Source organism: Nonomuraea purpurea (genome assembly GCF_042650645.1).
Classification (GTDB): domain Bacteria; phylum Actinomycetota; class Actinomycetes; order Streptosporangiales; family Streptosporangiaceae; genus Nonomuraea; species Nonomuraea purpurea.
In genome coordinates this window covers 22,544-42,705 of sequence record NZ_JBHSBI010000009.1, presented here as the reverse complement: position 1 = coordinate 42,705, position 20,162 = coordinate 22,544, and the positions used below count along the sequence as shown (strand labels likewise).

Sequence of the window (20,162 nt, the reverse complement as noted above, 5' to 3'; positions counted from 1 at the left end):
GAAGCATGCGCTTGGTTGGTTAGGGTGTCAAGCCTCCAGCCAGTCGGCCAGCACCTCGTCCGTGTGCTCACCCAGCCGGGGCGGCGGCAGGCGGACGGCGCCCGGCGTCCTGGACAGTTTCACGGTCACGCCGGGCAGCGGCACGGGGCCCAGCGCCGGGTGCTCGACCTCGGCGACCATCTCGCGGTGGCGCAGTTGCGGATGGCCCACGGCCCCCGCCACGCCGTTGACCCGGCCGCACGGCACGCCCGCCGCCTCCAGCACCGCGACGAGCTTGTCGCAGGACAGCCCCGCCGTCCACTCGCCCACGATCGCGTCGATGGCGTCCCGGTTGGCCAGCCGGTCCTCCAGCGTGCGGAAACGCGGATCATCGGCCAGTTCGGGACGGCCCATGGCGGCCAGCAGCCGGGGGAAGTGGGCGTCGCTGCCGCCCACGACGTGCACCCACCCGTCGGCGCTGCGGTAGGTGTTGCCGGGAGCGCCGTACCTGTCGCGGTTGCCGACCTGGCCGGTCTCCTCGCCGCGCATCAGGTATTCGGTGGCCGAGGTCATCATCAGCGAGAACGCGGTGTCGAGCAGCGCCACGTCCACGACCTGCCCCCTGCCCGTGCGCCGCCGGTCGGCGAGCGCGGCCAGGACGCCGATCGTGAGCTGCATGCCGGCCGAGTAGTCCACCATGAACGTGCCCGACAACATCGGCTTGTCGCCCGGCTCGCCGGAGATGCTCATCAGCCCCGACTCCGCCTGGGCGATCGCGTCGAACCCTGTGCGCCCGGCCTGCGGGCCGTCCTGGCCGAAGCCGGAGCAGCGGGCCACGATCAGGCCGGGGTTGCGCCGCAGCAGCTCGTCCGGGGCCAGGCCCATCTTCTCCAGCGTGCCCGGCCGGAAGTTCTCCACCAGCACATCGGCGCGCTCGGCGAGACGGGCCAGCAGCCGCTGGTCGTCCTGGTCGCGGAAGTCCACGGTGATGCCGCGTTTGTTGCGGTTGAAGGCCAGCAGGTAGAAGCTCTCATCGCCGGCGCGCGGGCGCATCAGCCTGGCCTCCTCGCCGGTGCCGGGCTTCTCGGCCTTGACGACGTCCGCGCCGAGGTCGCCGAGCAGCATCGCGCAGTACGGCCCGGCGATGAACCGCGACAGGTCCAGCACCCGCAGCCCTTCCAAGGGCCCGCTCACAGAACTTGCTCCGGACGCTCGGCGCCGCCGTCGATCGCGGCGCTCGCCCAGCCCAGCGCGGTCCTGCCGCCGCCGTCCTTGTCCACCCAGACCTCCAGCTCCAGCCGCCCGTCGCTCTCCTCCAGGACCGCGCCGCGCACGGTCAGCGTGTCCCCGCAGTACGCCGGCGCGACGAAGCGCAGGTCGAGCCGGCCGGTGGTGAACCAGGACGCCCCGAAGAACTCCGTCATCGCCCGCGTGATGAGCCCCGTCTGCTGCTGGGCCTGGATGATCGTGCGGTCCAGCCCGGAATCGGCGGCCCGCCGGATGCTGGTGTGCACGTTGGAGTAGTGCTGCCCGGCCCAGGAGAAGACGTTCATCTGGTCCTGGGTGAAGCGCTTGGCCAGCGGCGGCAGCGGGGCCAGCCGCTCCAGCCCGTGCGCGGCGCGGGCGGCGACCGGCAGGTCCGCACGCGCCTGCCCGCCGACCCTGCGCCCGCCCGGCGTGGCGCTGCCGCGCCCGACGACGTTGCCCGCCACGACGCGCATGATCTCCACGCCCCGGTGGCTCACCAGCAGCCGCCCGTCCTCGCCTCTGGCCTCGGCTTCGAGCACGACGTAGCCGTTGCCGCGCCGCTCGTACTTCTCGACGTAGGCGCCGGTGACCGTGACCTGCTCGCCCGCGAAGGCCGGGTTGTGGAAGTCGAGCCGCTCGTGGGTGTGCAGGCCCTGGGCGGTGTTGCCGTCGTACTTGTCGTAGAACAGGAACAGCAGGTCGTTGGCCAGCGCCAGCGGGTGCGCGACCGGGCCGCCGAAGGGCGAGGGGCCGAAGTACCACGAGCCGTAGTCGTCCTGGCTGAACGCGTACGAGCGGATCTTGGCCTCGTCGAGCACGACCCGCACCGGGCCGAGCGGCTCGGGGATCTCGACCAGCTCGTAGCGGGCTTCCTTCTTGCCTGCCCCGGGCAGGGCCGGAGAGGTGATGGTCATACGGTGGAACTCCCTACGCTGTCAGGTGTCCGTACGTTGTCGAGGCTGATCCCGGCCGTCTCCTTGGCGCACGCGATCGCGACGGCGGTGATGACCGCGGCGCCGATGATGTAGAGCGCGACCGGCCAGTAGTGGCCGCCTGCCCAGGCCAGCAGCGCGGTGGCGACGGTCGGGGTGAGGCCGCCGGCGATGATGCCCGCGACCTGCGAGGCGATCGAGATGCCGCTGTAGCGCACGCGGGTGTCGAAGAGCTCGGCGAAGTAGGCGGGTTCGATGCCGTACTGCGCGCCGACGCCGATCGCGTAGTAGGCCACGATGCCGAGCAGCACGAGCAGGGCGCTGCCCGAGTTGAGCATCAGGAAGAACGGGAAGGCCATGACGGCGGTGAACGCGGCCCCGAACAGGAACACGGGTTTGCGCCCCACCCGGTCCGACAGCGCCCCGAACAGGAACGTGCTGCCGATGCCCACGGTCGCGGCGATCGCCGTGGCGAACAACACCGAGGAGCGGCCCAGGCCGATCTCCTGGGTCGCGTAGGACAGGGTGAAGGTGAGGATGATGTAGCCCAGGACGTTCTCGGAGATCCGCATGCCGGTGGCCAGCACCAGCGAGCGGCGGTGCGTGGCCAGCACGTCCTTCAGCGGCGAGCGCACGACCTGGGCGGTGTCGCGGATGCGCTGGAACGACGGGGTCTCCATCAGCCGCAGACGGATCACCAGGCCGACCACGACGAGCAGCAGGCTCGCCAGGAACGGCAGCCGCCAGCCCCACGCCCTGAACTGCTCGTCGGGCAGCGCGCTGGCCGCGCCGAAGGCCAGGGTGGACAGCACCACGCCGATCGCGTTGCCCATCTGCGGGAAGGCCCCGTAGCGGCCCCGTTTGCCCTCGGGCGCGCTCTCGACCGCGACCAGGGCCGCGCCGCCCCACTCGCCGCCGACGCCGAAGCCCTGGATGAGCCGGAGCGCCACCAGCAGGATCGGCGCCAGGATCCCGACGGTCTCCGCGGTGGGCAGCAGGCCGATCGCGGTGGTGGACAGGCCGGTGATCATCAGCGTGATCACCAGGGCGCGTTTTCTTCCGACCCGGTCGCCCATGTGGCCGAAGATGATGCCGCCGAGCGGGCGGGCCAGGAAGCCGACGCCGAAGACGGCGAACGCGGACAGCGTGCCGACGATGGGGCTGGTGCCGGGGAAGAACAGGTCGCCGAAGACCAGCGCCGCCGCCGAACCGAAGATGAAGTAGTCGTACCACTCGATGGCGGTGCCCACGAGCGAGGCCAGTGCCGCTCTGCGGGCGTTTTGGGGAACTGCGTCGGTGGCCATCGCGCCTCTTTCCCGTTGCGCCTTGTCCTGCAGTCTGTCTAGACAACTAGACTCTATGAGGGAGTAATTTACCTGACCGAAACCCCATGTCAATAGGGTAGAAAAACTACGGAAGTGCCGCTCGGGTCCGCAACCAGCGCTCGTAGAGCTCGCCGTAGCGGGCCGTCCGCTCCGGGTCGGGGTCGACGCGGCGCACAGGCGCCGCCGTACGGGCCTGGGCCTCGGCCGCGTCGGCGTACACACCGGCTCCGGCCAGGGCGAACAGCGCCGCGCCGAGCAGGCTCGCGTCGGGCCGCGCGGTGGCCAGCACGGGCCTGCCCGTGACGTCGGCGCGCAGCCCGCACAGGTCGGCGGAGCGGGCCACACCGCCCGCCAGCAGCACCGGCAGACTCGCCGACGGGTCGATGCGGTCGAGCCCGGCCCGGACGACGTAGGCCGCGCCCTCCTGGGCCGCCCGCAGCACGTGCGCGGGCGTGTGGCGCTCGTCCAGCCCCCACAGCGCCCCGCGTTCCGCGGGCCGCCAGTCGGGGAAACGCGCGCCGCTGATCAGCGGGACCACCGACAGGCCGTCGCTGCCCGGCGGCAGCGCCGCCATGGCCGCCGTGAGAGACGGCTCGGCCAGCTCGCCGAGGCCGAGCAGGCGCAGCAGGTAGGCCACCGCGCCGCCGGTCATCCCGGTCGGCCCGCCCCACGACCAGTGGCCCGGCAGCACGTACGGGTTCAGCACCGCGACGCCCGCCGGCACCCCGCCCGGGTCGGTCAGCACCCGGTTGAGCACGTCGGTGGTGCCCGCCACGTCCACGATCACGTCGGTTCTGGCGCCGAGCACGGCCGCCGCCCCCGTGGTGCCGTCGGGGCCGCCCGCCACGACCGGCAGCCCTGACGGCAGCCCCGTGGCCGCGGCGGCCTGCGCGGTGACCGTGCCGACGACGTCCGAGGCGTCGTGGACGGGCGGGAACAGGGCCGGGTCCACCCCCGCGGCGGCGATCAGCTCCGCGGCCCAGTCGCGGGCCGCCACGTCGAAGCCCAGGGTGTAGGCGGCACTGGTCGCGTCGGTGGCGGCCACGCCGGTCAGGCGCAGGATCAGGTCGTCTTTGGGGCTGAGCGCCCAGCGGACCCGCCGGACGGCCTCGGGGTGCCGCGCGGCCAGCCAGGCCAGCAGCGGCACCGCGCCGCCGCTGGGCTCCGGCCTGCCGGTGACCCTCAGCGCCTTTTCCAGGCGGCTTTGTCCGCCGCGCCTGGTGGCCTCTTGCCCACCGCGCGCCGACGTGTCACCCCAGGCGCGGCGGACGAGGTCGATGCCGCGCGAGTCGGACCAGCTCGCGCCCTCGATCACGGGCTCGCCCGCCCGGCCGGTGAGCACGCAGCCGACGTGGCCCGAGATCCCGGCCGCGACCAGCCGCCCGTCCCGGCCGGCGGTGAGCTCCCGCAGCAGCGCCGCCAGCGCGTGCCAGCGGCCGGCCGGGTCGAATCCGCCACCGGGGGCGGGCGGGTGGTCGCGGCGCAGCTCACGCACGATCGTGCCGTCCGGCCTGACGATCGCCGCGCGGGTCCCGGACGTCCCGACGTCGATCGCGCACACGACCGCCTCCCCGGCGGCGCAGGTCATGTCTCCAGCCGGGCCAGCAGCGGGAACTCCGGCCTGGTCCAGCTGTGGGCCAGCTCGATCGGCGTCCCGTCGTCGGCGAAGGCCACCCGGGTGATCCAGATGAGCGGGCTGCCCTGCGCCACCCCCAGCCACCCGGCCCGTTCCGCGTCTGCCGCCACCGCCGAGATCGTCTGTTCTGCCCACTTCAGCTTCACCCCCCACCGTTCGAACAGCGTCCGGTAGAGGGAGCCGCCGACGAGTTCCTCGCGGGCGAGCTGGGGCGCCAGGGAGTAGGGCAGCCAGGACTCCTGCACGGCCGCCGGGCTGCCGGACACCAGCCGCACCCGCAGCAGCCGGGTCGCCTTCTGGCGGGGCTTGAGCCCCAGGCGGGTCCGGACCTCGTCGGGAGCCACCACCGCGCCCTGGAACTTCATCTCGGTCGACACCTCCGAGACGCCCATCTCCTCGCCGAAGGAGCCGAGCCGGTTCATCCGGCGGTAGGTGGAGGACGGCTGGGCCACGTAGGTGCCGGAACCGCGCCTGCGCACCACCACGTGCTCGGCCTCGAGCTGGTCAAGGGCCTGGCGCACGGTCATGCGGCTGACGCCGTACTGCGAGGCGAGGGTGGGCTCGCTGGGCAGCCGGTCGCCCGGGGCCAGCGCGCCGGCCTTGATCTGGGACAGCAGGTCACCGTAGATGACCTCGTACATGGGGACCGGGCTCACGCCACCTCCTCGCTCACGCCCACCATCATCCCGCTCAGATCGCGCCTTCCGTACGCAGCCGCTCGATCTCGGCCTCGTCGAGGCCGAGCAGTTCGCCGTAGACGTAGGCGTTGTCCTCCCCCACCAGGGGCGGCGGCTTGCGCACCGCGCCGGGGGAGCCGGAGAGCTTGATCGGGATTCCGGGCAGCTTCAGCGTGCCGAGCGTGGGATGCTCGACGTCGAGCAGCATGTCGCGCGCGGCGACCTGCGGCGACTCCACGACCTCCGGGATCTCGGCGACCTTGCCGAACGGGATGCCGGCGGCGGTGAGCGTCTCGGCGATCTCCTCGCAGGAGCGGGTGGAGGTCCACTCGGTGACCGCCTTCTCCAGCTCCTCGACGTGCGCCATGCGGGCCGGCACACCCCGGAAGCGCTCGTCGGCGGCCAGTTCTGGACGGCCCATGGCCGCGCACAGGCGCGGGAAGAGCGGGTCGGTGCCGGCGTGCACGTAGACGAAGCCGTCGGCGGCGGGGAACACGTTGGCGGGCGCGGTGAGCAGGTCGCGCGAGCCGTTGCGGCCCCTGGTCTCGCCGAGCATCGCGTATGCGCTCGGCCGGGTGCCCAGCGCCGCGAACAGCGCGTCGAACGAGGCCACGTCCACGTGCTGGCCCTCGCCTGTGCGCTCGCGGTGCAGCAGGGCCAGCAGCGCGCCCATCGCGCCGTGGTAGGCGGCGACGTAGTCGGCGATGTACGTGCCGGTCAGCGTGGGTTCGCCGGTCCCCGTCACGCTCATCAGCCCGGTCGTGGCCTGGGCGATCGCGTCGAACAGCGCCCGCCCCGACTGCGGCCCGCTCTGCCCGAACCCCGAGATCGACACCAGGACGACGTCGGGCCGCAACTCCCGCAGCCGCTCGTAGCCGAGCCCCATTTTCTCCATCGTGCCGGGACGGTAGTTCTCCACCACCACGTCGCTGATCCGCACCAGGCGCTCCAGCAGGTCGCGGGCGGCCGGGTGGCGGGTGTCGAGCGTCGCGCCGTGCTTGTTGCGGTTGTAGATCATGGTGTAGACGCTCTGGCCCCGATGGAAGGGGGCGTGCTTGCGGGCGTCCTCGCCCCCGGGACGCTCGACCTTGACGACCTCCGCCCCCATGTCGCCGAGGATCTGGCAGCACAGCGGCCCGGCGATGAACCTCGACAGGTCCAGCACCCTGATGCCGTCCAGCGGCGTGTTCGCGGTCAAGCTCAGCCCTCCTCAGGCTCGTACTTGCGGAACGCCGGGTAGGTCCACGCGTTGACCTCGGGGTCGATCGGCACGTCGAACAGTGCGGGCGTCCGCCCTGCCAGCGTCTCACTCACCCTGGCGGCCAGTTCGTCCAGGTCGGTGACGCGCTGGGCGGACAGGCCGAGCCCGGCGGCGACCTGGGCGTAGTCGGCGGGGCCGAAGTCGACGCCGATGGTGCGGGGGCCGTACTTGACGATCTGCTCCTGGCGGATGTTGCCGTAACCGGCGTCGTTCAGCACCACCACGCAGACCCGGCCGCCGACCCGGACGAGAGTCTCCAGCTCGGCCAGGCTCATGCCGAGCGAGCCGTCGCCGACCAGCACCAGCACCGGCCGGTCAGGGTCGGTGACGGCGGCGGCGACCGCGGCGGGCACCGAGAAGCCCATGTTGCCGAACCCGACGGGCTTCAGGTACGTGCCGGGCTCGCGGATCTCCCACAGGTAGGACCAGACGCCGGGATTGCCGGCGTCGGGGAGGAGCAGCGTGCCCTCGGGGGCGACCTCGCGCAGGCGGCGGACGATGCCGGCGGGTGACAGCCCGGCCTGCCCGCCGGACTCGGGGACGTCGTCCCACCAGCGGGTGCGCGCCTCGGTCAGGGCGGCCAGCCACTCCTCGTCGGCCCGCACGGGCCCGTCGAGTGCCTCCGCCAGGGCTTCGAGGGTGAACCTGGCGTCGCCGATCACGCCGAGCGTGCGCGAACCGTAGTAGCGGCCGACGGTGGCGGGCTCGACGTCGATCTGCACGATCTCGGGCAGCGGCAGGCTCCAGCGGCTGGTCGAGATGGCATTGAGGCTGTTGCCGACCGCGATGACCAGGTCGGATTCGGCGACGACGCGGGTGGACAGGTTGGTGCCCATGCGGCTGAGCGCGCCGAAGACCAGCGGGTGCGTGGTCGGCACGCTGCCGATCCCGTTGAACGTGGTCACGACCGGGATGCGCCGCGCCTCGGCCAGGGCCAGCGCCGCCCGGCCCGCGCCTGACCTGTTGCAGCCGTTGCCGAGCCAGAGCACGGGACGGCGGGCGGCGGCGATGCGCTCGGCGGCGGCGGCCAGGGCGGCGGCGTCCGGGCGTGGGCGCTGGCCGACCCAGTCGCGCAGCGGGTGCGCGGGCGGCACGTCCGCAGGCTCGTCCACCAGGGATTCGATGACGTCGCGGGCGAAGTCGAGGTGCACGGGCCCGGGGTTGCCCGTCATGGCCCGCACGTATGCCTCCTCGATGGCCTGCCGGAGCGAGGAGGCGTGGGCGACCAGGCGGCCGTGCTTGACCAGGGGGCGGAACAGCGAGATGTGGTCGGCGTTCTGGGCGTCGTCCTTGTCGATGTTCTCGCCGTTGTTGTTGCAGGTGATCACGAGGACGGGGCTGGAGTCGCGCAGCGCGCCGCCGACGCCGGTGATCAGGTTCGTCGCGCCCGGTCCCGTGGTGGCCAGGCACACGCCCGGGGTGCCGGTGAGCCGGCCGTAGGCGTCGGCCATGACCGCGGCGCCGCCTTCATGGCGCGCGGTCACGAAGTCCACCTCCGGGGTGTCGAGGATCGCGTCGGTGATCGCGAGCGTCTGCCCGCCCGGCACGCCGAACACGTGCCGGACGCCCAGGGACACCAGGAGCCGGACAACGAGTTCACCACCGGTGATCTTGTCAGCCATGAAGATCGAAATCCATTCTGTCTGGTTGTCTAGACTGATTTAGAAGTTTCGACGGAATTACGGAGATGTGTCAACCCCTTGACGCGCCCGCCGACGGCACCTCAGACTGACCCGAAACCACGATAAGGCTAGTTGTCTAGTCAGATTGAAGGTGGTCGCGATGCCCTCCATCGACCCGCCCCGCCGCTCGCTCGCGCTGCTGTTCGCCCTGGTCGTGGCGCTGGCAGGATGCTCCACAGGGCAGGAGGACGACGCCGGCGCGGGAGCGAAGGCGCAGAAGGGGGAGATCAGGATCGGCGCGGTCATGTTCGCCCGCGACCTGGAGTTCTGGCAGCTCGTCGAGGCGGGGATGCGGGACGCCGCGCGGTCGGCGGGGGTGAAGATCAACGTGGAGGTGTCCAACCGGCAGCTCGCCACGGAGGCGCAGCTCGTCGACACCCTGCACGCGCGCGGCGACAACGTGCTGGTCATCGCGCCCCTCGACAACAGCGCCTCGGTCGCCACACTGCGCAAGGCCGACCAGTACGGCATGACGGTCGTCCAGTACAACTCCAAGGCGAGCGAGGAGACCTTCACCCACTTCGTCGGCGTCGACAACGCCGAACTGGGCCGCTCGGTCGGCAAACTGGCCAAGGAGTACGTGGACGCCGAGTTGGGCGGCCGGGCCAAGATGGCGCTGCTGACCGGCGACACCGAGCCCAACGGCACCGTGCGCAAGAACGCCTTCCTCAAGGAGGTGCCCGGCGGCAAGGTGGCCACCACGGCCGAGGCCGTCGGCTCGCCGGAAGCGGGCGCCAAGGCGTTCGAGACCGTGCTGCAGAGCAACCCCGACATCGACGTCGTGTGGGCCTGGAACGGTGCCGCCATGCAGGGCGCGGCCGTCGCGGCCCAGCGGCACAAGTCCAAAGTCAAGATCTTCGGCATCGACATGAGCAAGCAGGTCGCCCAGATCATGCGGGCGCCGGGATCGCCGGTGCAGGCGGTGGCCGACCAGCACGCCTACGACGTGGGCAAGGAGAGCGTGACGCTGGCGATCAAGGCCGCCAAGGGCGCCGGCGCGGCGGCGACCGGCGTGCCGCCCGCGACGTACTCGGCCGGCGACGCCAAGGCCATCGACGCGTTCCTGGCCGAACTGGGCAAGGCGGGTGCCAAGTGACCGCACCGGCGAGCGTGGCGCTCACACCGCCCGGCAGGATCCTGACTGGCTGGCGCACCGAGGCCGGGGTCGGCTCAGGGCTGGTGCTGCTGGTGCTGCTCTGGATCGCGGTCGCGCCCAACTTTCTCACCCTCACCAACATGACCGTGCTGCTCCAGCAGATGTCGGTGCTGATGATCGTGGCGGTGGGGCAGACGTTCGTGGTGCTGACCGGCGAGATCGACCTGTCGGTCGGCTCCTCGGTCGGCCTGACCACGGTCCTGGTCGCGGTGCTGACCGTGCGGGCCGGGCTGCCGCTGCCCGTCGCGGTCGCCGCGGTGCTGGCCGGCGGCGTGCTGATCGGGCTGTTCACCGGCCTGCTGCGGGTGATCTGGAACATCCCCTCCTTCATCATCACGCTCGGCCTGCTGTCCGCGCTGCAGGGTGTGGCGTTCACGATCAGCGACGGCGTGACCGTCTCGCCCATCCCCGACGGCCTCGGCCCGCTCTGGGACGGCAGCCTGATCGGCATCCCGACCCCGGTCTGGATCATGATCTGCACGGTGGCCGCCGGCATGTGGGTGCTGCGCCAGACCAGGTACGGCCGCCACCTGTACGCGCTCGGCGGCAACGCCGAAGCCTGCCGCCGCTACGGGATCAACGTGCACGCGCTGCGGGTCAGCACGTTCGTCGTCGTCCAGTGCCTGGCCGTGCTCGGCGGCCTGCTGTACGCCGCGCAGCTCGACTCCGGCAACGCCACGATCGGCCGCGGCATGGAGCTGAACGTGATCGCGGGCGTGGTCGTGGGCGGCGTGAGCCTGTTCGGCGGCACGGGCCGGCTGGCGGGGACGGCGCTGGGCATCCTGTTCATCTCGGTGCTGGGCAACGGGCTGACGCTGATCGGCGTGTCGTCGTATGTGTTCCTGATCTGCCAGGGCCTGGTCGTGATCGGCGCGGTGTTGTGGAGCGGGCTGCGGCAGCGCGGCACGGGATTCGGGAGGCGGACATGACGGCGCTGCTGAGCACCACGGGGCTGGAGATGCGCTACGGGGCCGTGCACGCGCTGCGCGGCGTCGACTTCGAGATCAACCCCGGCGAACTGGTCGCGCTCGTGGGCGACAACGGCGCCGGCAAGAGCACGTTCGTCAAGGCGCTGTCCGGCGTCATCCAGCCGACCGCCGGCACGATCTCCTGCGACGGCCGCCCGGTCGCGGCCCACTCCCCCGCCACCGCCCGCGACCTCGGCATCGAGACCGTCTACCAGGACCTGGGCCTGTGCGAGAACCTGACCGTGGCCGAGAACATCTACCTCGGCCGCGAACCCACCCTCGGCTGGGGCCCGTGGCGGCGCGTGGACCGGCGGCGGATGGCCGCCGAGGTGGCGCAGGCGCTGGGCGGCCTGTCGGTGAACGTGCCGCCGCCGGACGCCAAGGTGGCCCAGCTGTCCGGCGGCCAGCGGCAGGCGGTCGCGATCTCCCGGTGCCGGCTGTGGCGGCGCAGGCTCGTCCTGCTCGACGAGCCCACCGCCGCGCTGGGGGTGCAGGAGAGCGAACGGGTCGTCGCCACGATCGGCGACCTGCGCGGCGACGGCGCCGCGATCCTGCTCATCAGCCACGACATCCCCATGGTGATGCGGCTGGCCGACCGGATCGTGGTGCTGCGCAAGGGCGCCAAGGCGGCCGACCTGCCCGCGGACGGCGTCACCGAGCACGACATCGTCGCCCTGATCACCGGAGCCAAGGAGAGGCATCATGCGTGACCTGACCGACCCGGCCGCGCGGGCCGAGGGCGTCGACCCCGAGGCCGGGCTGAAGGAGCCGATCTTCGAGAACCTGGAGATCCCCGAGGACTTCGGCCCGGTCACGATCGTCGTGGACGACCACAAGGTCAAGCGGTTCGCCTTCACCCAGGACGACTACCGGCCCTGGCACTTCGGCGACAGCCCGTTCGGCCACCGGATCGGGCAGGCGGGCCTGCTCACCAACGACCTGGTGCAGCTCTTCACCACCAAGTACGCCGCCAGCCGCACGGTCGGGCTGCACACCGAGGAGCAGCTCTGGTTCCGCTCGCCGGTACGGGTGGGCGAGCAGGTCACGCTGCGCGGCCGGTACGTGGAGGCCTACGAGCGACGCGGCCAGGGCTACGTCGTGATGGAGGCGGAGGCCCACGGAGAGGACGGGCGCACGCTGGTGCGCCACCGCGGCGTGGAGATCCTGCGCACGGTGCCCGGCGAGGTCGCGGGCCGGGGCAGCGGCGGCGGGAGCGGCCCCCGGGTGACCGGCGAGATCGACGAGTCTCGCCCCTACGCCGTCACGGCCACCGGCGGCGTCGAGCCGGGCACGCCGCTGCGCCCGCTGGAGAAGGTCATCACGCAGGAGCAGGCGTCGGTGTTCTCGCGGACGGGCGAGTACGTGCGCAACATCCACAGTGACCTCGACGTCGCCCGCGCGGCGGGGCTGGCGATCCCGATCGTGCAGGGGCAGCAGCAGTGCTGCCTGATCCTGGACCTGCTCACCGGCTTCTTCGGCCCGGCGTGGCTGACGGACGGGTGGATCAGGTGCAAGTTCGTCCAGCCGGTCGCCGTGTTCGAGCCGCCGCGCGGGCGACGTCGAGGTCACTGTGGATGTTGCGCACGTACTCGCCCGTCCGCGAGAACACCGACGCCTGCTCCTGCGTGATGACCTTCTCCAGCGGGCGCAGCGGCGTGCCCGGCTCGACGCCGCCGGTGGCCGTGACGGCGTAGGGGCGAGACTCGTCGATCTCGCCGGTCACCCGGGGGCTCAACAGGTCAGGCGCGGGCCGGGCGGCGCTGGCCCTGGCCGAGGCGCGGCGCATCCCGGTTCGAGCCGCTCAGCGTGGGCGGCGTCGTCACCGCCGTGACCACGGGGGCGGACGGGCGGCGCACGGCCGAGCTGGAGGTGTGGGTGCGGCGGGCGGACAGACGGCTCAGCACGGTGGGCTGGGCCGCCTGCCCGGTGTCGTTGTGAACGTCAGGGCTCAGCGTAGCCCGATCGCGCTCTCCCAGAACCAGTTCCAGCGAATCTCGTCACGGAATCTGCTCTCGCCCGCCTCGTACAGGACGCCGATCGCGCCGTTGCCGATGAGCACCATGTCGGAATATCCGGCATGGTGGTCGTCAATCTGGATACCGGAGTTGTCGACCTTGTTGTTCCAGTTCTGCCAGGTCGCGCCCTCGTCGAAGGAGGAGCGGACGTTCATGCCCTTGGCGTTGTTGTTCGTCTTGGGGGTCGCGGGGGCCGAGAGCAGGATGCGGCTGTAGCTCTGCTCCGGCCAGCGCTGGCGCAGCAGGGCGGGGTGGGTGGGCGGCGCGATGATGGCGCCGTCGACGCGGAAGGCGCCGTCGAACGTCTCGCCGCCGTCCTTGCTGACGCCGCGGGCCATGCCGCGCACGGAGGTCGCGGGGTTGTCGACCCGGTTGTTGCGGGCGATCACCAGGATGCTGCCGTCGGCCTGCTCGACCAGGGTCTGCTCGCCCAACTCCAGCGTCGTGTCCTTGTTGTACGTCGCAGTCGCCCCGGTCTTCCACGTGGCGCCGTGGTCGTCGCTGTAGATCAGCCGCACACTCTGCTGGGTGCCCACCGTGAAGTAGACCGGCACCACCAGCCGTCCGACATGATCACCCCTGGTGAGCTGGATGCCGTGGCCGGGGCCGACGGCGAACCAGTCGCCCGCGCCCGCCGGGGCCTTGATGACGTTCGACAGGTCCCTCGGCTCCGACCACGTCACCCCGTCGTCGGTGCTGACCTGGACCTTCGGCGTGCGCGGCCGGTGCACGGTCGCGCTCGGCTCGGAGGTGCTGAACAGGAACACCGGGCCCTCCGAGTCAGCGACCACCGTGGCGTTGCCCTGGAGCATCGCCCCCGGCTCGCTGGCCAGGACGACTTTGCTGTCCTGCCATTCTTGGCCGTCGTCGACGGAGCGCCGCATGACGATGTCGAACGCGCCGTAATCGCTGCAGTCGTTCCTGTTGCGCCGTTCGGCGAAGGCGAGCAGCACGTTTTTCTTGGTCTTCACGACCGCCGGGAGCCGGTAACAGGTCGCCGGGTCACCGCTCGACTTCCACAGAGTCTTCTTGTTGAAGCGGTACGTCGGCGCCTGTGGCGCGGCGGCGGCGGGAGAGGCGGAGATGACGACGGCCAGCACCGCCGCCATCGCGGCACCGAACGTCCGAAATAAGCGCATGAATGCCTCCGATAGCCGGTTCGGGACGGCCACATGCTCTCACCATCGGCGACTGTGATCTATGACACGGAGTCGCCGGTTCTTGTCCTACCGACGCCGGATCAGGGGCCGATCTCTTCCTGCGCCCCGGAGGAGTCGAGGATGTGGTGCGGCCTGGCGGAGGGGGCGGGCAGTTCGTCGGCCGACGGACGCAGGCTCGACAGCAGCAGCGCCAGGTAGCGGCGGGCGTCGCCGCAATCGGAGTCGCCCGGATGCGTGGTGGCCAGCACCATGACCACGATGGCGGCCAGGTCGCGCACGATCAGGTCGTGGCGCACCTCGCCCTTTCGCTGGGCCCTGACCAGCACGACGCCGAGCGGCCCCATGAAGCGCACGGCGATGTCGATGGTGAACGCGCCCGACACCTTCGCCGCCCGCAGCAGCCCGTGGTGAGCCGCGAGGGTCTCGACCACGGCGGTCAGCGCCTCGGTCAGCGCCCGTCCCGCGTCGTCGGCGTCGCGGGCGGCCAGCACCAGCGGTTCGACCTCTTCCGCGAAGTACGTCTGGAAGGCGGCCCTGATCACGCCGTCGCGGTCGCCGAACCTGCGGTAGACGGTGGCGCTGCCGATGCCGGCGTGCCGGGCGATCTCGTCGAGTGAGACGTCCGGGCCATGCTCGCGCAGACTCGCGATGGCGGCCCGGACGATCTTGTCCGCGTTACGCAGCGCGTCGGCTCGCTGTCGCTGCTCGTGCACACGTGAACGCTAGCAGCCGACGCGCACCCACTTCACCAGGCGACTTCGAAGCTGGTCAGCCCGAAGACGATGTGGAAGGAGCGGAACTCGGCGGGAGCGCCGCTCTCGCGCAGGCCGGGGAAACGCTCGAACAGGGCGGGGAAGGCGATGCGCAGCTCCATCCTGGCCAGTGGCGCGCCCAGGCAGTGGTGAACGCCGTGGCCGAAGGCGACGTGGCCCATCTCGCCGCGGGAGATGTCGAATCGCTCGGGGTCGGAGATGAACTCCGGGTCGCGGTTGGCCGAGGGCAGCGCCAGCATCACCAGCTCGCCGGCCGGGATGTGCCGCCCCGCCACCTTGACGTCGGTGGTGGTCACCTTGATCACGCCCGAGTGCACGATGCTGAGCCAGCGCAGCAGCTCCTCCACGGTGGCGCCGATCCGCTCGGGCTCCTTCATGAGCAGTTCGAGCTGGTCGGGGTGGCGCAGCAGGGCCAGGGTGCCGAGGCCGAGCATGTTGGAGGTGGTCTCGTGACCGGCCAGGAGCAGCAGGTTGGAGACGCCGGCCAGCTCGTCGGCCGACAGGTCGTCGCCGTGCTCGCGTACCAGCATGCCCAGCATGTCCTCGCCAGGCTCGGCCTTGGCGCGGGAGACCAGCTCGGACATGTAGGCGCGCGACTCCAGCGAGGCCGCCGTGCGCTCCTTGGGGGGCTTGGAGATGTCGAGCAGCGTGTTGGTGCGCCGCTGGAAGTCTTCGCGGTGCTCGTACGGGACGCCGAGCAGCTCGCAGATCACCAGGGAGGGGATGGGCAGCGCGAAGGTCTGGATCAGGTCGACCGGCGAGCCGCTGCGCTCCATGGCGTCGAGGTGGTCGTTGACGATGTCGTGGATGCGCGGCTCCAGCCGGCGCATCCTGCGCATGGTGAACTCCGGGGTCAGCATCCTGCGCAGGCGGCTGTGTTCGGGCGGGTCGAACAGCAGCAGGTTGCCCGCCTGCATCTTCGCGATCTGCTCGGGGCTCAGGTCCTCCATGCCGGGCGCCGGGAGGTGGGAGGGGCGCTTGTTGCTGAACCGTTCGGCGTCCCCGAGGATCTCCTTGACGTCGGAGTGGCGGGTGACGAGCCAGGCGTCGAGCCCGAACGGGGTGGACACCCGCTCGACGCCTGCCCCGTCGCGGAGTTTCGCGAGCTCGGGGACCGGGTCGAACGTTGTGCGTCGCATATGCAGGGGCAGGGTCACAGGATCGCTCATGTCATCTCCTGGAGAGGCCGATGTGCCGAAAACGCCCTTCAAAAACGAGAGTAGCCCATCACTTGGGCGGGTGAGCGAGAAGGTCAGCGCGCGGCGCGTTCGCGCAGGACAGCCTTCTGGACCTTTCCCGTTGAGGTCTTCGGCAACTCGCAGAAGAAGACGGCTTTCGGCGCCTTGAAGTGCGCAAGCCGGGCGCGTACGTGCTCGATGAGCTCGTCCTCGGCGGCGCCTGCCCCGTCGGCGAGGCTCACGTAGGCGACGGGCACCTCGCCCCAATACGCGTCGGACCTGGCGACGACCGCGGCCTCCCGCACCGCCGGATGGCTCATCAGCGCGTTCTCGACCTCGACAGAGGCGATGTTCTCGCCGCCTGAGATGATCACGTCCTTGGCGCGGTCGACCAGCCGCAGGTAGCCGTCGGCGTGCATGACGGCCAGGTCGCCGGTGCGGAACCAGCCGTCGGGCGCCGCCTTGGCGGTCGCCTCCGGGTCGCGGTGGTAGCCCAGCATGACGTCGTTGCCGCGGACCGCGATCTCGCCGATCGTGGTGGCGTCGGCGGGCACGTCGGCGCCGTCCTCGTCCACGACCCGCACCCGCTGGGCGATCACGTTGGCCACGCCCTGCCGTGCGGTCAGCGCGGCCAGGTCCTCCGCGCCGAGGCCGCCCCACTCGGGCTGCGGCTGGCAGATGACGGCCGGGCCGTAGGTCTCGGTCAGCCCGTACAGGTGGATCACCTCGACGCCCGCCCGCAGCGCCCGTCCCAGCAGCGCCGGGCTCGGCGGCGCGCCGCCGACGCAGGCCAGCAGCCGCGGCTCCAACGCCTCGGCGGGCGCGTCGGGATGGGCCAGCAGCGACGTCAGCACCGTCGGGGCCCCGCACAGGTGGGTGACGCGGTGCTCGCCGATCAGCCGCCAGGCCGACGCCGACTCGACCTTGCGCAGGCAGACGTGGCGCGCCCCTGCCAGCGTGACCGCCCAGGGAAAACACCAGCCGTGGCAGTGGAACATCGGCAGCGTCCACAGGTAGCCGCTGGAGGCGTTCAGCCCGGTGTGCATGGCCATGGCCAGCGCCTGCAGATAGGCGCCCCTGTGGTGGTAGACGACGCCCTTCGGACGGCCGGTCGTCCCGCTCGTGTAGTTGATCGACAGCGGCGACAACTCGTCCTCCACCCTGACCAGCAGCGGCGGCGAGCCGGCGATCAGCGCCTCGTACTCGCGGGAGGGCACCGTGCGCGGGCGCGCCCCGCTGGCCGCCGAGGCCGCGCGGGCGAGCGGGGCGTGCTCGTCGTCGTGCAGCAGCAGCGACACCTCGGCGTGGTCGAGGATGTAGGCGAGCTCGCCGGAGGACAGGCGGATGTTCATCGGCACCATGACGGCGCCGGCCGCCGGGATGCCGAAGACCGCCTCCAACGGCAGGTGGCCGTTGGCGGCCAGCACCGCCACCCGGTCACCCGGCCGCACACCCGCCGCGGCCAGCCCTCCGGCCAGCGACTGGACGCGTTCCCACAACTCGGCGTAGGTGAGCAGGAGATCGCCGTCCACGACCGCCGGCCGGTGCGCGAACACGGTCGCGGAACGTTCGAGGAAGCTCGTCGGGGTCATCGGCTCGAAGGACAGAGCGGGCATCGACCCTCCCGGGACGCGTGGGCGCTGTCTCGATCGTACGATCCCGTGATCTCCATCACATCCCCGCCGGATCAGAACCCTCGGCGATCACCCCTGCTACTCACCGATCGAAGCGGCACACTCGCTCTCCCGAACTCGAAGGAGTCCTCATGACCAAGAAACTGCTCGCGATGATCGCCGTCGCAGTCCTGGCAACCGGGGCGACCGCCGCCTCCGCATCCGCCACCGAAGCCGAGGCGAGTGCCAAGCGCCCGCCGAAGGGCGCCAGGGCGGTCGTCGAGGTCAGCCCCAACCCGACCGCCAAGCGGGGCGAGAAACTGACGATCACCGGCCACTGCGGCGGCGGCACGGGCCTCAAGGCCGTCATCGGCGGCATCCAGAGCAAGTCGATCCTGGAGGACGTCCGCATCCTGGACGACAACCCCAAGGGGTTCAAGGCCACCGCGACGCTCCGCTCCACGATCGGCAACGGCGTCGGACCGGTCTTCGTGGACTGCGGCGGCGAAATGGGGGTCACGCTCCTGGTAACCCACGTGTGACGAAACATCACCCGTATGCGGTCGTCGGGCGTGCCACGCTCGACGACCGCGCTTTCCTGCGGCGCCGCCAGAGAAAAGACCGCACGTATTGTCAATACCCTCAGCCATACTTTCTCGGTGCATTCGATGGCCGATGAGTTGCCGCCCGAAATTTGGCACTATTTCGCATAATTCGGTACAGAGCGGGAACGAGACCACGTTCGCCACAGGGCGGCGGCCCGGCACGCACCGGCGATCGAAGGCACATCCGGGAGGCTTGGCTCCGTAAGTGGGCGAACACGTGCCGCAATCTCGCGTTCCACTCCATGAGACCTGCCCCGCAGGCGAGGTCGACCCGGCCGATGACCTCACTTCATCTTCCTTTCCATGAACCGATTTCCCCATGGAAGAACCCCGATGCCGGCGCGTACACGCTTCGATGAAGTTGAAAGTCTTTTACGGATGAGAAAAGCGATGGTAACGTCCTGAGTCAACCTGGTCCAAGCACCAATTGTCGGCCGATTGCGATACGAGGGAAGCAGGATGACCGACGTGGCAGGACTCGTGACGACCGATGTCGCCCGCGCCGAACAACGTCGCGCGTTCCAGGCGATCACGCACACCATCCCCAGGCCCACCACCGTCGAGGTCGTCGTGCGGGACGCCGTCCAAACGCCCCGCGAGCGCGCGAGGCTCGGCCGATGACGGCGGCGCGGGCGGCGGAGATCGTCGAAGAGGTGGCGGGGCGGCTGGCCGACCCCGCGCAGGTGGCCAAGCTGGCCAACGCGGTGGCGTGGCATCCGATGTCGCTGAACGAGGGTTGTCTCGGCGTCGCGCTCCTGCACAGCGAACTGGGCCGCCGCGAGGAGGCCCAGGCGTTCCTGGCCGCCGCCGCCCAGGCCCGGCCGGGCCGTCATGGGCTGGTCGACGGGCTGCCGGCGCTGCTGTTCGCGGCGCGGGCGGCGGCCTCACGTCCCGGCGACCACGGCGGCCTGCTGAGCAGGGCCGAACCGGCCGTACGGGCGCTGATCAAGCAGCGGGTCGAGGCGGAGACGACCTCGAGGGCGGTGCGGTTCGCCGCGTACGACGTCATCGAGGGCCTCAGCGGCCTGGGACGCCTGGCTCTCGCCTACGGCGACACCGAGCCGATCTCCTACCTGATCGCCCTGACCGAGCCGATCACCGTGGACGGGCGGCCCGTGCCCGGCTGGCTGGTCCCGCACGCCTGCGTCAGAGGCGAGCCGAACGGCGACGGCCACTTCAACCTCGGCCTCGCCCATGGCATCCCCGGCCCGCTGGCGCTGCTCGCCCTGGCCTACCGCGAGGGGTACCGGCTGCCGGGGCACGAGCGGGCCATCGAGCGCATCGTCACCTGGCTGCTCGGCTGGGCCGACGGCTGGTCGTGGCCGCCGGCCGTGACGCTGCGGCAGGAGCTCGACGGCGCCGTCCCGCAGGCCCCGCCCATCAGGCCCGCGTGGTGTTCCGGCGCCGGCGGCGTCGCGCGGGCGCTCTTCCTGGCGGGGGACGCCCTCGGCCGGCCCGAGTGGCGGCAGGCCGCCGTCCGCGCGCTGCGCGCCGCCCTCGCCCGTCCGTGGGACACCTGGGGCATGGTCGACGCGAGCCTGTGCCACGGCTGGGCCGGGATGCTCCACATCACCTCCCGTGTGGCGCGCGAGTCCGGCGACACAGCGCTCCTTGAGGCGGCCGACGGGCTCGCCCGCCGCGTCGTCGACGCGTTCAGGCCACAGGCGCCCTTCGGTTTCGACTACGCCGCCACGGACGGCGCCGAGGCCCCGCTCGACCGGGTCGGCCTGCTCGAAGGCGCGGCCGGGATCGCGCTCGCGCTGCACTGCCACGCCGGCGGCGAACCCCCCTCGACCGGCTGGGACGCCGCCCTGCTGCTGAACTGACCTCCCGCGAAACGGCGGGCGCGGCCACCCGTCCTCCGGAAGTGGCGCGGGCGGGCGGTTTCAGGCGGGGGTGCGGCCGGTGCCCCCACCGGACCATCCGCCACGATGACCTGCACGATTCTCCGGAA

19 protein-coding genes are annotated in these 20,162 nt (G+C 71.5%); 8 read left to right on the top strand and 11 right to left on the bottom strand.

Going from position 1 to position 20,162, the window contains the following annotated elements:
• Window positions 1-27: 27 nt before the first annotated feature.
• The 7 genes from ACFOY2_RS18920 to ACFOY2_RS18890 all read right to left on the bottom strand — a co-directional run bounded on the left by ACFOY2_RS18920 (window position 28) and on the right by ACFOY2_RS18890 (window position 8,680).
• Window positions 28-1,173 carry a CaiB/BaiF CoA transferase family protein gene (locus tag ACFOY2_RS18920; RefSeq protein ID WP_379529368.1) on the bottom strand — a complete coding sequence of 382 codons (1,146 nt, stop codon included), beginning with the start codon at window positions 1,171-1,173 and terminating at the stop codon, window positions 28-30.
• The gene (locus ACFOY2_RS18915; RefSeq protein WP_379529367.1) at window positions 1,170-2,141 is read right to left on the bottom strand and encodes a hypothetical protein; all 972 of its coding nucleotides are present in this window, start codon (window positions 2,139-2,141) and stop codon (window positions 1,170-1,172) included. The genes ACFOY2_RS18920 and ACFOY2_RS18915 overlap by 4 nt, the downstream gene beginning before the upstream one ends.
• Window positions 2,138-3,463 (bottom strand): MFS transporter, encoded by a 1,326-nt coding sequence (locus tag ACFOY2_RS18910; protein ID WP_379529366.1) that lies wholly within the window; start codon window positions 3,461-3,463, stop codon window positions 2,138-2,140. Before ACFOY2_RS18910 ends, ACFOY2_RS18915 begins: the two co-directional genes overlap by 4 nt.
• A gap of 106 nt (window positions 3,464-3,569) precedes the next feature.
• Window positions 3,570-5,072 carry a xylulokinase gene (locus ACFOY2_RS18905; RefSeq protein WP_379529365.1) on the bottom strand — a complete coding sequence of 501 codons (1,503 nt, stop codon included), beginning with the start codon at window positions 5,070-5,072 and terminating at the stop codon, window positions 3,570-3,572.
• A complete protein-coding gene (locus ACFOY2_RS18900; protein ID WP_379529364.1) occupies window positions 5,069-5,776 on the bottom strand; it encodes a GntR family transcriptional regulator in 708 nt (235 codons plus the stop codon). Before ACFOY2_RS18900 ends, ACFOY2_RS18905 begins: the two co-directional genes overlap by 4 nt.
• Before the next feature lie 34 nt (window positions 5,777-5,810).
• Complete coding sequence (locus tag ACFOY2_RS18895) at window positions 5,811-6,995, bottom strand: CaiB/BaiF CoA transferase family protein (protein ID WP_379529363.1); 1,185 nt, start codon at window positions 6,993-6,995, stop codon at window positions 5,811-5,813.
• A 2-nt stretch (window positions 6,996-6,997) separates the two neighbouring features.
• Entirely contained in the window at window positions 6,998-8,680 is a 1,683-nt protein-coding gene (locus tag ACFOY2_RS18890; protein WP_379529362.1) for a thiamine pyrophosphate-binding protein, read from the bottom strand.
• A 160-nt stretch (window positions 8,681-8,840) separates the two neighbouring features.
• On the opposite strand from ACFOY2_RS18890, the gene ACFOY2_RS18885 reads away from it, so the two are divergent.
• From ACFOY2_RS18885 to ACFOY2_RS18865, 5 genes are all read left to right on the top strand, one after another.
• Window positions 8,841-9,836, top strand: coding sequence for a sugar ABC transporter substrate-binding protein (locus ACFOY2_RS18885; protein WP_379529361.1), 996 nt, complete (start codon window positions 8,841-8,843; stop codon window positions 9,834-9,836).
• On the top strand, window positions 9,833-10,825 hold the full coding sequence (locus ACFOY2_RS18880; RefSeq protein ID WP_379529360.1) for an ABC transporter permease: 993 nt from the start codon (window positions 9,833-9,835) through the stop codon (window positions 10,823-10,825). The genes ACFOY2_RS18885 and ACFOY2_RS18880 overlap by 4 nt, the downstream gene beginning before the upstream one ends.
• Window positions 10,822-11,574 (top strand): ATP-binding cassette domain-containing protein, encoded by a 753-nt coding sequence (locus tag ACFOY2_RS18875; RefSeq protein WP_379529359.1) that lies wholly within the window; start codon window positions 10,822-10,824, stop codon window positions 11,572-11,574. The genes ACFOY2_RS18880 and ACFOY2_RS18875 overlap by 4 nt, the downstream gene beginning before the upstream one ends.
• Entirely contained in the window at window positions 11,567-12,493 is a 927-nt protein-coding gene (locus tag ACFOY2_RS18870) for a hypothetical protein (RefSeq protein WP_379529358.1), read from the top strand. Before ACFOY2_RS18875 ends, ACFOY2_RS18870 begins: the two co-directional genes overlap by 8 nt.
• 177 nt (window positions 12,494-12,670) lie before the next feature.
• Window positions 12,671-12,802 (top strand): hypothetical protein, encoded by a 132-nt coding sequence (locus ACFOY2_RS18865; protein WP_379529357.1) that lies wholly within the window; start codon window positions 12,671-12,673, stop codon window positions 12,800-12,802.
• A gap of 10 nt (window positions 12,803-12,812) precedes the next feature.
• Here ACFOY2_RS18865 and ACFOY2_RS18860 read toward each other — a convergent pair whose 3' ends face one another.
• The 4 genes from ACFOY2_RS18860 to ACFOY2_RS18845 all read right to left on the bottom strand — a co-directional run bounded on the left by ACFOY2_RS18860 (window position 12,813) and on the right by ACFOY2_RS18845 (window position 17,606).
• Window positions 12,813-14,018, bottom strand: a complete 1,206-nt coding sequence (locus ACFOY2_RS18860) for a sialidase family protein (RefSeq protein ID WP_379529356.1) — start codon at window positions 14,016-14,018, stop codon at window positions 12,813-12,815.
• A 101-nt stretch (window positions 14,019-14,119) separates the two neighbouring features.
• The gene (locus ACFOY2_RS18855; protein WP_379529355.1) at window positions 14,120-14,752 is read right to left on the bottom strand and encodes a TetR/AcrR family transcriptional regulator; all 633 of its coding nucleotides are present in this window, start codon (window positions 14,750-14,752) and stop codon (window positions 14,120-14,122) included.
• Between the two features lie 32 nt (window positions 14,753-14,784).
• Window positions 14,785-15,981 (bottom strand): cytochrome P450, encoded by a 1,197-nt coding sequence (locus ACFOY2_RS18850; protein WP_379529354.1) that lies wholly within the window; start codon window positions 15,979-15,981, stop codon window positions 14,785-14,787.
• Between the two features lie 83 nt (window positions 15,982-16,064).
• Entirely contained in the window at window positions 16,065-17,606 is a 1,542-nt protein-coding gene (locus ACFOY2_RS18845) for an AMP-binding protein (protein WP_379529353.1), read from the bottom strand.
• Window positions 17,607-17,755: 149 nt separating this feature from the next.
• Between ACFOY2_RS18845 and ACFOY2_RS18840 the strand changes: the two genes are divergently transcribed.
• The 3 genes from ACFOY2_RS18840 (at window position 17,756) to ACFOY2_RS18830 (ending at window position 20,034) form a co-directional block, all read left to right on the top strand.
• Window positions 17,756-18,145, top strand: a complete 390-nt coding sequence (locus ACFOY2_RS18840; RefSeq protein WP_379529352.1) for a hypothetical protein — start codon at window positions 17,756-17,758, stop codon at window positions 18,143-18,145.
• Window positions 18,146-18,667: 522 nt separating this feature from the next.
• Window positions 18,668-18,829, top strand: coding sequence for a hypothetical protein (locus ACFOY2_RS18835; RefSeq protein WP_379529351.1), 162 nt, complete (start codon window positions 18,668-18,670; stop codon window positions 18,827-18,829).
• The gene (locus ACFOY2_RS18830; protein ID WP_379529350.1) at window positions 18,826-20,034 is read left to right on the top strand and encodes a lanthionine synthetase C family protein; all 1,209 of its coding nucleotides are present in this window, start codon (window positions 18,826-18,828) and stop codon (window positions 20,032-20,034) included. Before ACFOY2_RS18835 ends, ACFOY2_RS18830 begins: the two co-directional genes overlap by 4 nt.
• Window positions 20,035-20,162 lie beyond the last annotated feature (128 nt).

What these genes read in the sequence shown, in the direction of transcription:
- ACFOY2_RS18915 (WP_379529367.1), bottom strand. Translation starts at nt 2,141, where the DNA reads ATGACCATCACCTCTCCGGCCCTGCCCGGGGCAGGCAAGAAGGAAGCC.
- ACFOY2_RS18910 (WP_379529366.1), bottom strand. Translation starts at nt 3,463, where the DNA reads ATGGCCACCGACGCAGTTCCCCAAAACGCCCGCAGAGCGGCACTGGCC.
- ACFOY2_RS18905 (WP_379529365.1), bottom strand. Translation starts at nt 5,072, where the DNA reads ATGACCTGCGCCGCCGGGGAGGCGGTCGTGTGCGCGATCGACGTCGGG.
- ACFOY2_RS18890 (WP_379529362.1), bottom strand. Translation starts at nt 8,680, where the DNA reads ATGGCTGACAAGATCACCGGTGGTGAACTCGTTGTCCGGCTCCTGGTG.
- ACFOY2_RS18885 (WP_379529361.1), top strand. Translation starts at nt 8,841, where the DNA reads ATGCCCTCCATCGACCCGCCCCGCCGCTCGCTCGCGCTGCTGTTCGCC.
- ACFOY2_RS18875 (WP_379529359.1), top strand. Translation starts at nt 10,822, where the DNA reads ATGACGGCGCTGCTGAGCACCACGGGGCTGGAGATGCGCTACGGGGCC.
- ACFOY2_RS18870 (WP_379529358.1), top strand. Translation starts at nt 11,567, where the DNA reads ATGCGTGACCTGACCGACCCGGCCGCGCGGGCCGAGGGCGTCGACCCC.
- ACFOY2_RS18860 (WP_379529356.1), bottom strand. Translation starts at nt 14,018, where the DNA reads ATGCGCTTATTTCGGACGTTCGGTGCCGCGATGGCGGCGGTGCTGGCC.
- ACFOY2_RS18850 (WP_379529354.1), bottom strand. Translation starts at nt 15,981, where the DNA reads ATGAGCGATCCTGTGACCCTGCCCCTGCATATGCGACGCACAACGTTC.
- ACFOY2_RS18845 (WP_379529353.1), bottom strand. Translation starts at nt 17,606, where the DNA reads ATGCCCGCTCTGTCCTTCGAGCCGATGACCCCGACGAGCTTCCTCGAA.
- ACFOY2_RS18840 (WP_379529352.1), top strand. Translation starts at nt 17,756, where the DNA reads ATGACCAAGAAACTGCTCGCGATGATCGCCGTCGCAGTCCTGGCAACC.
- ACFOY2_RS18835 (WP_379529351.1), top strand. Translation starts at nt 18,668, where the DNA reads ATGACCGACGTGGCAGGACTCGTGACGACCGATGTCGCCCGCGCCGAA.
- ACFOY2_RS18830 (WP_379529350.1), top strand. Translation starts at nt 18,826, where the DNA reads ATGACGGCGGCGCGGGCGGCGGAGATCGTCGAAGAGGTGGCGGGGCGG.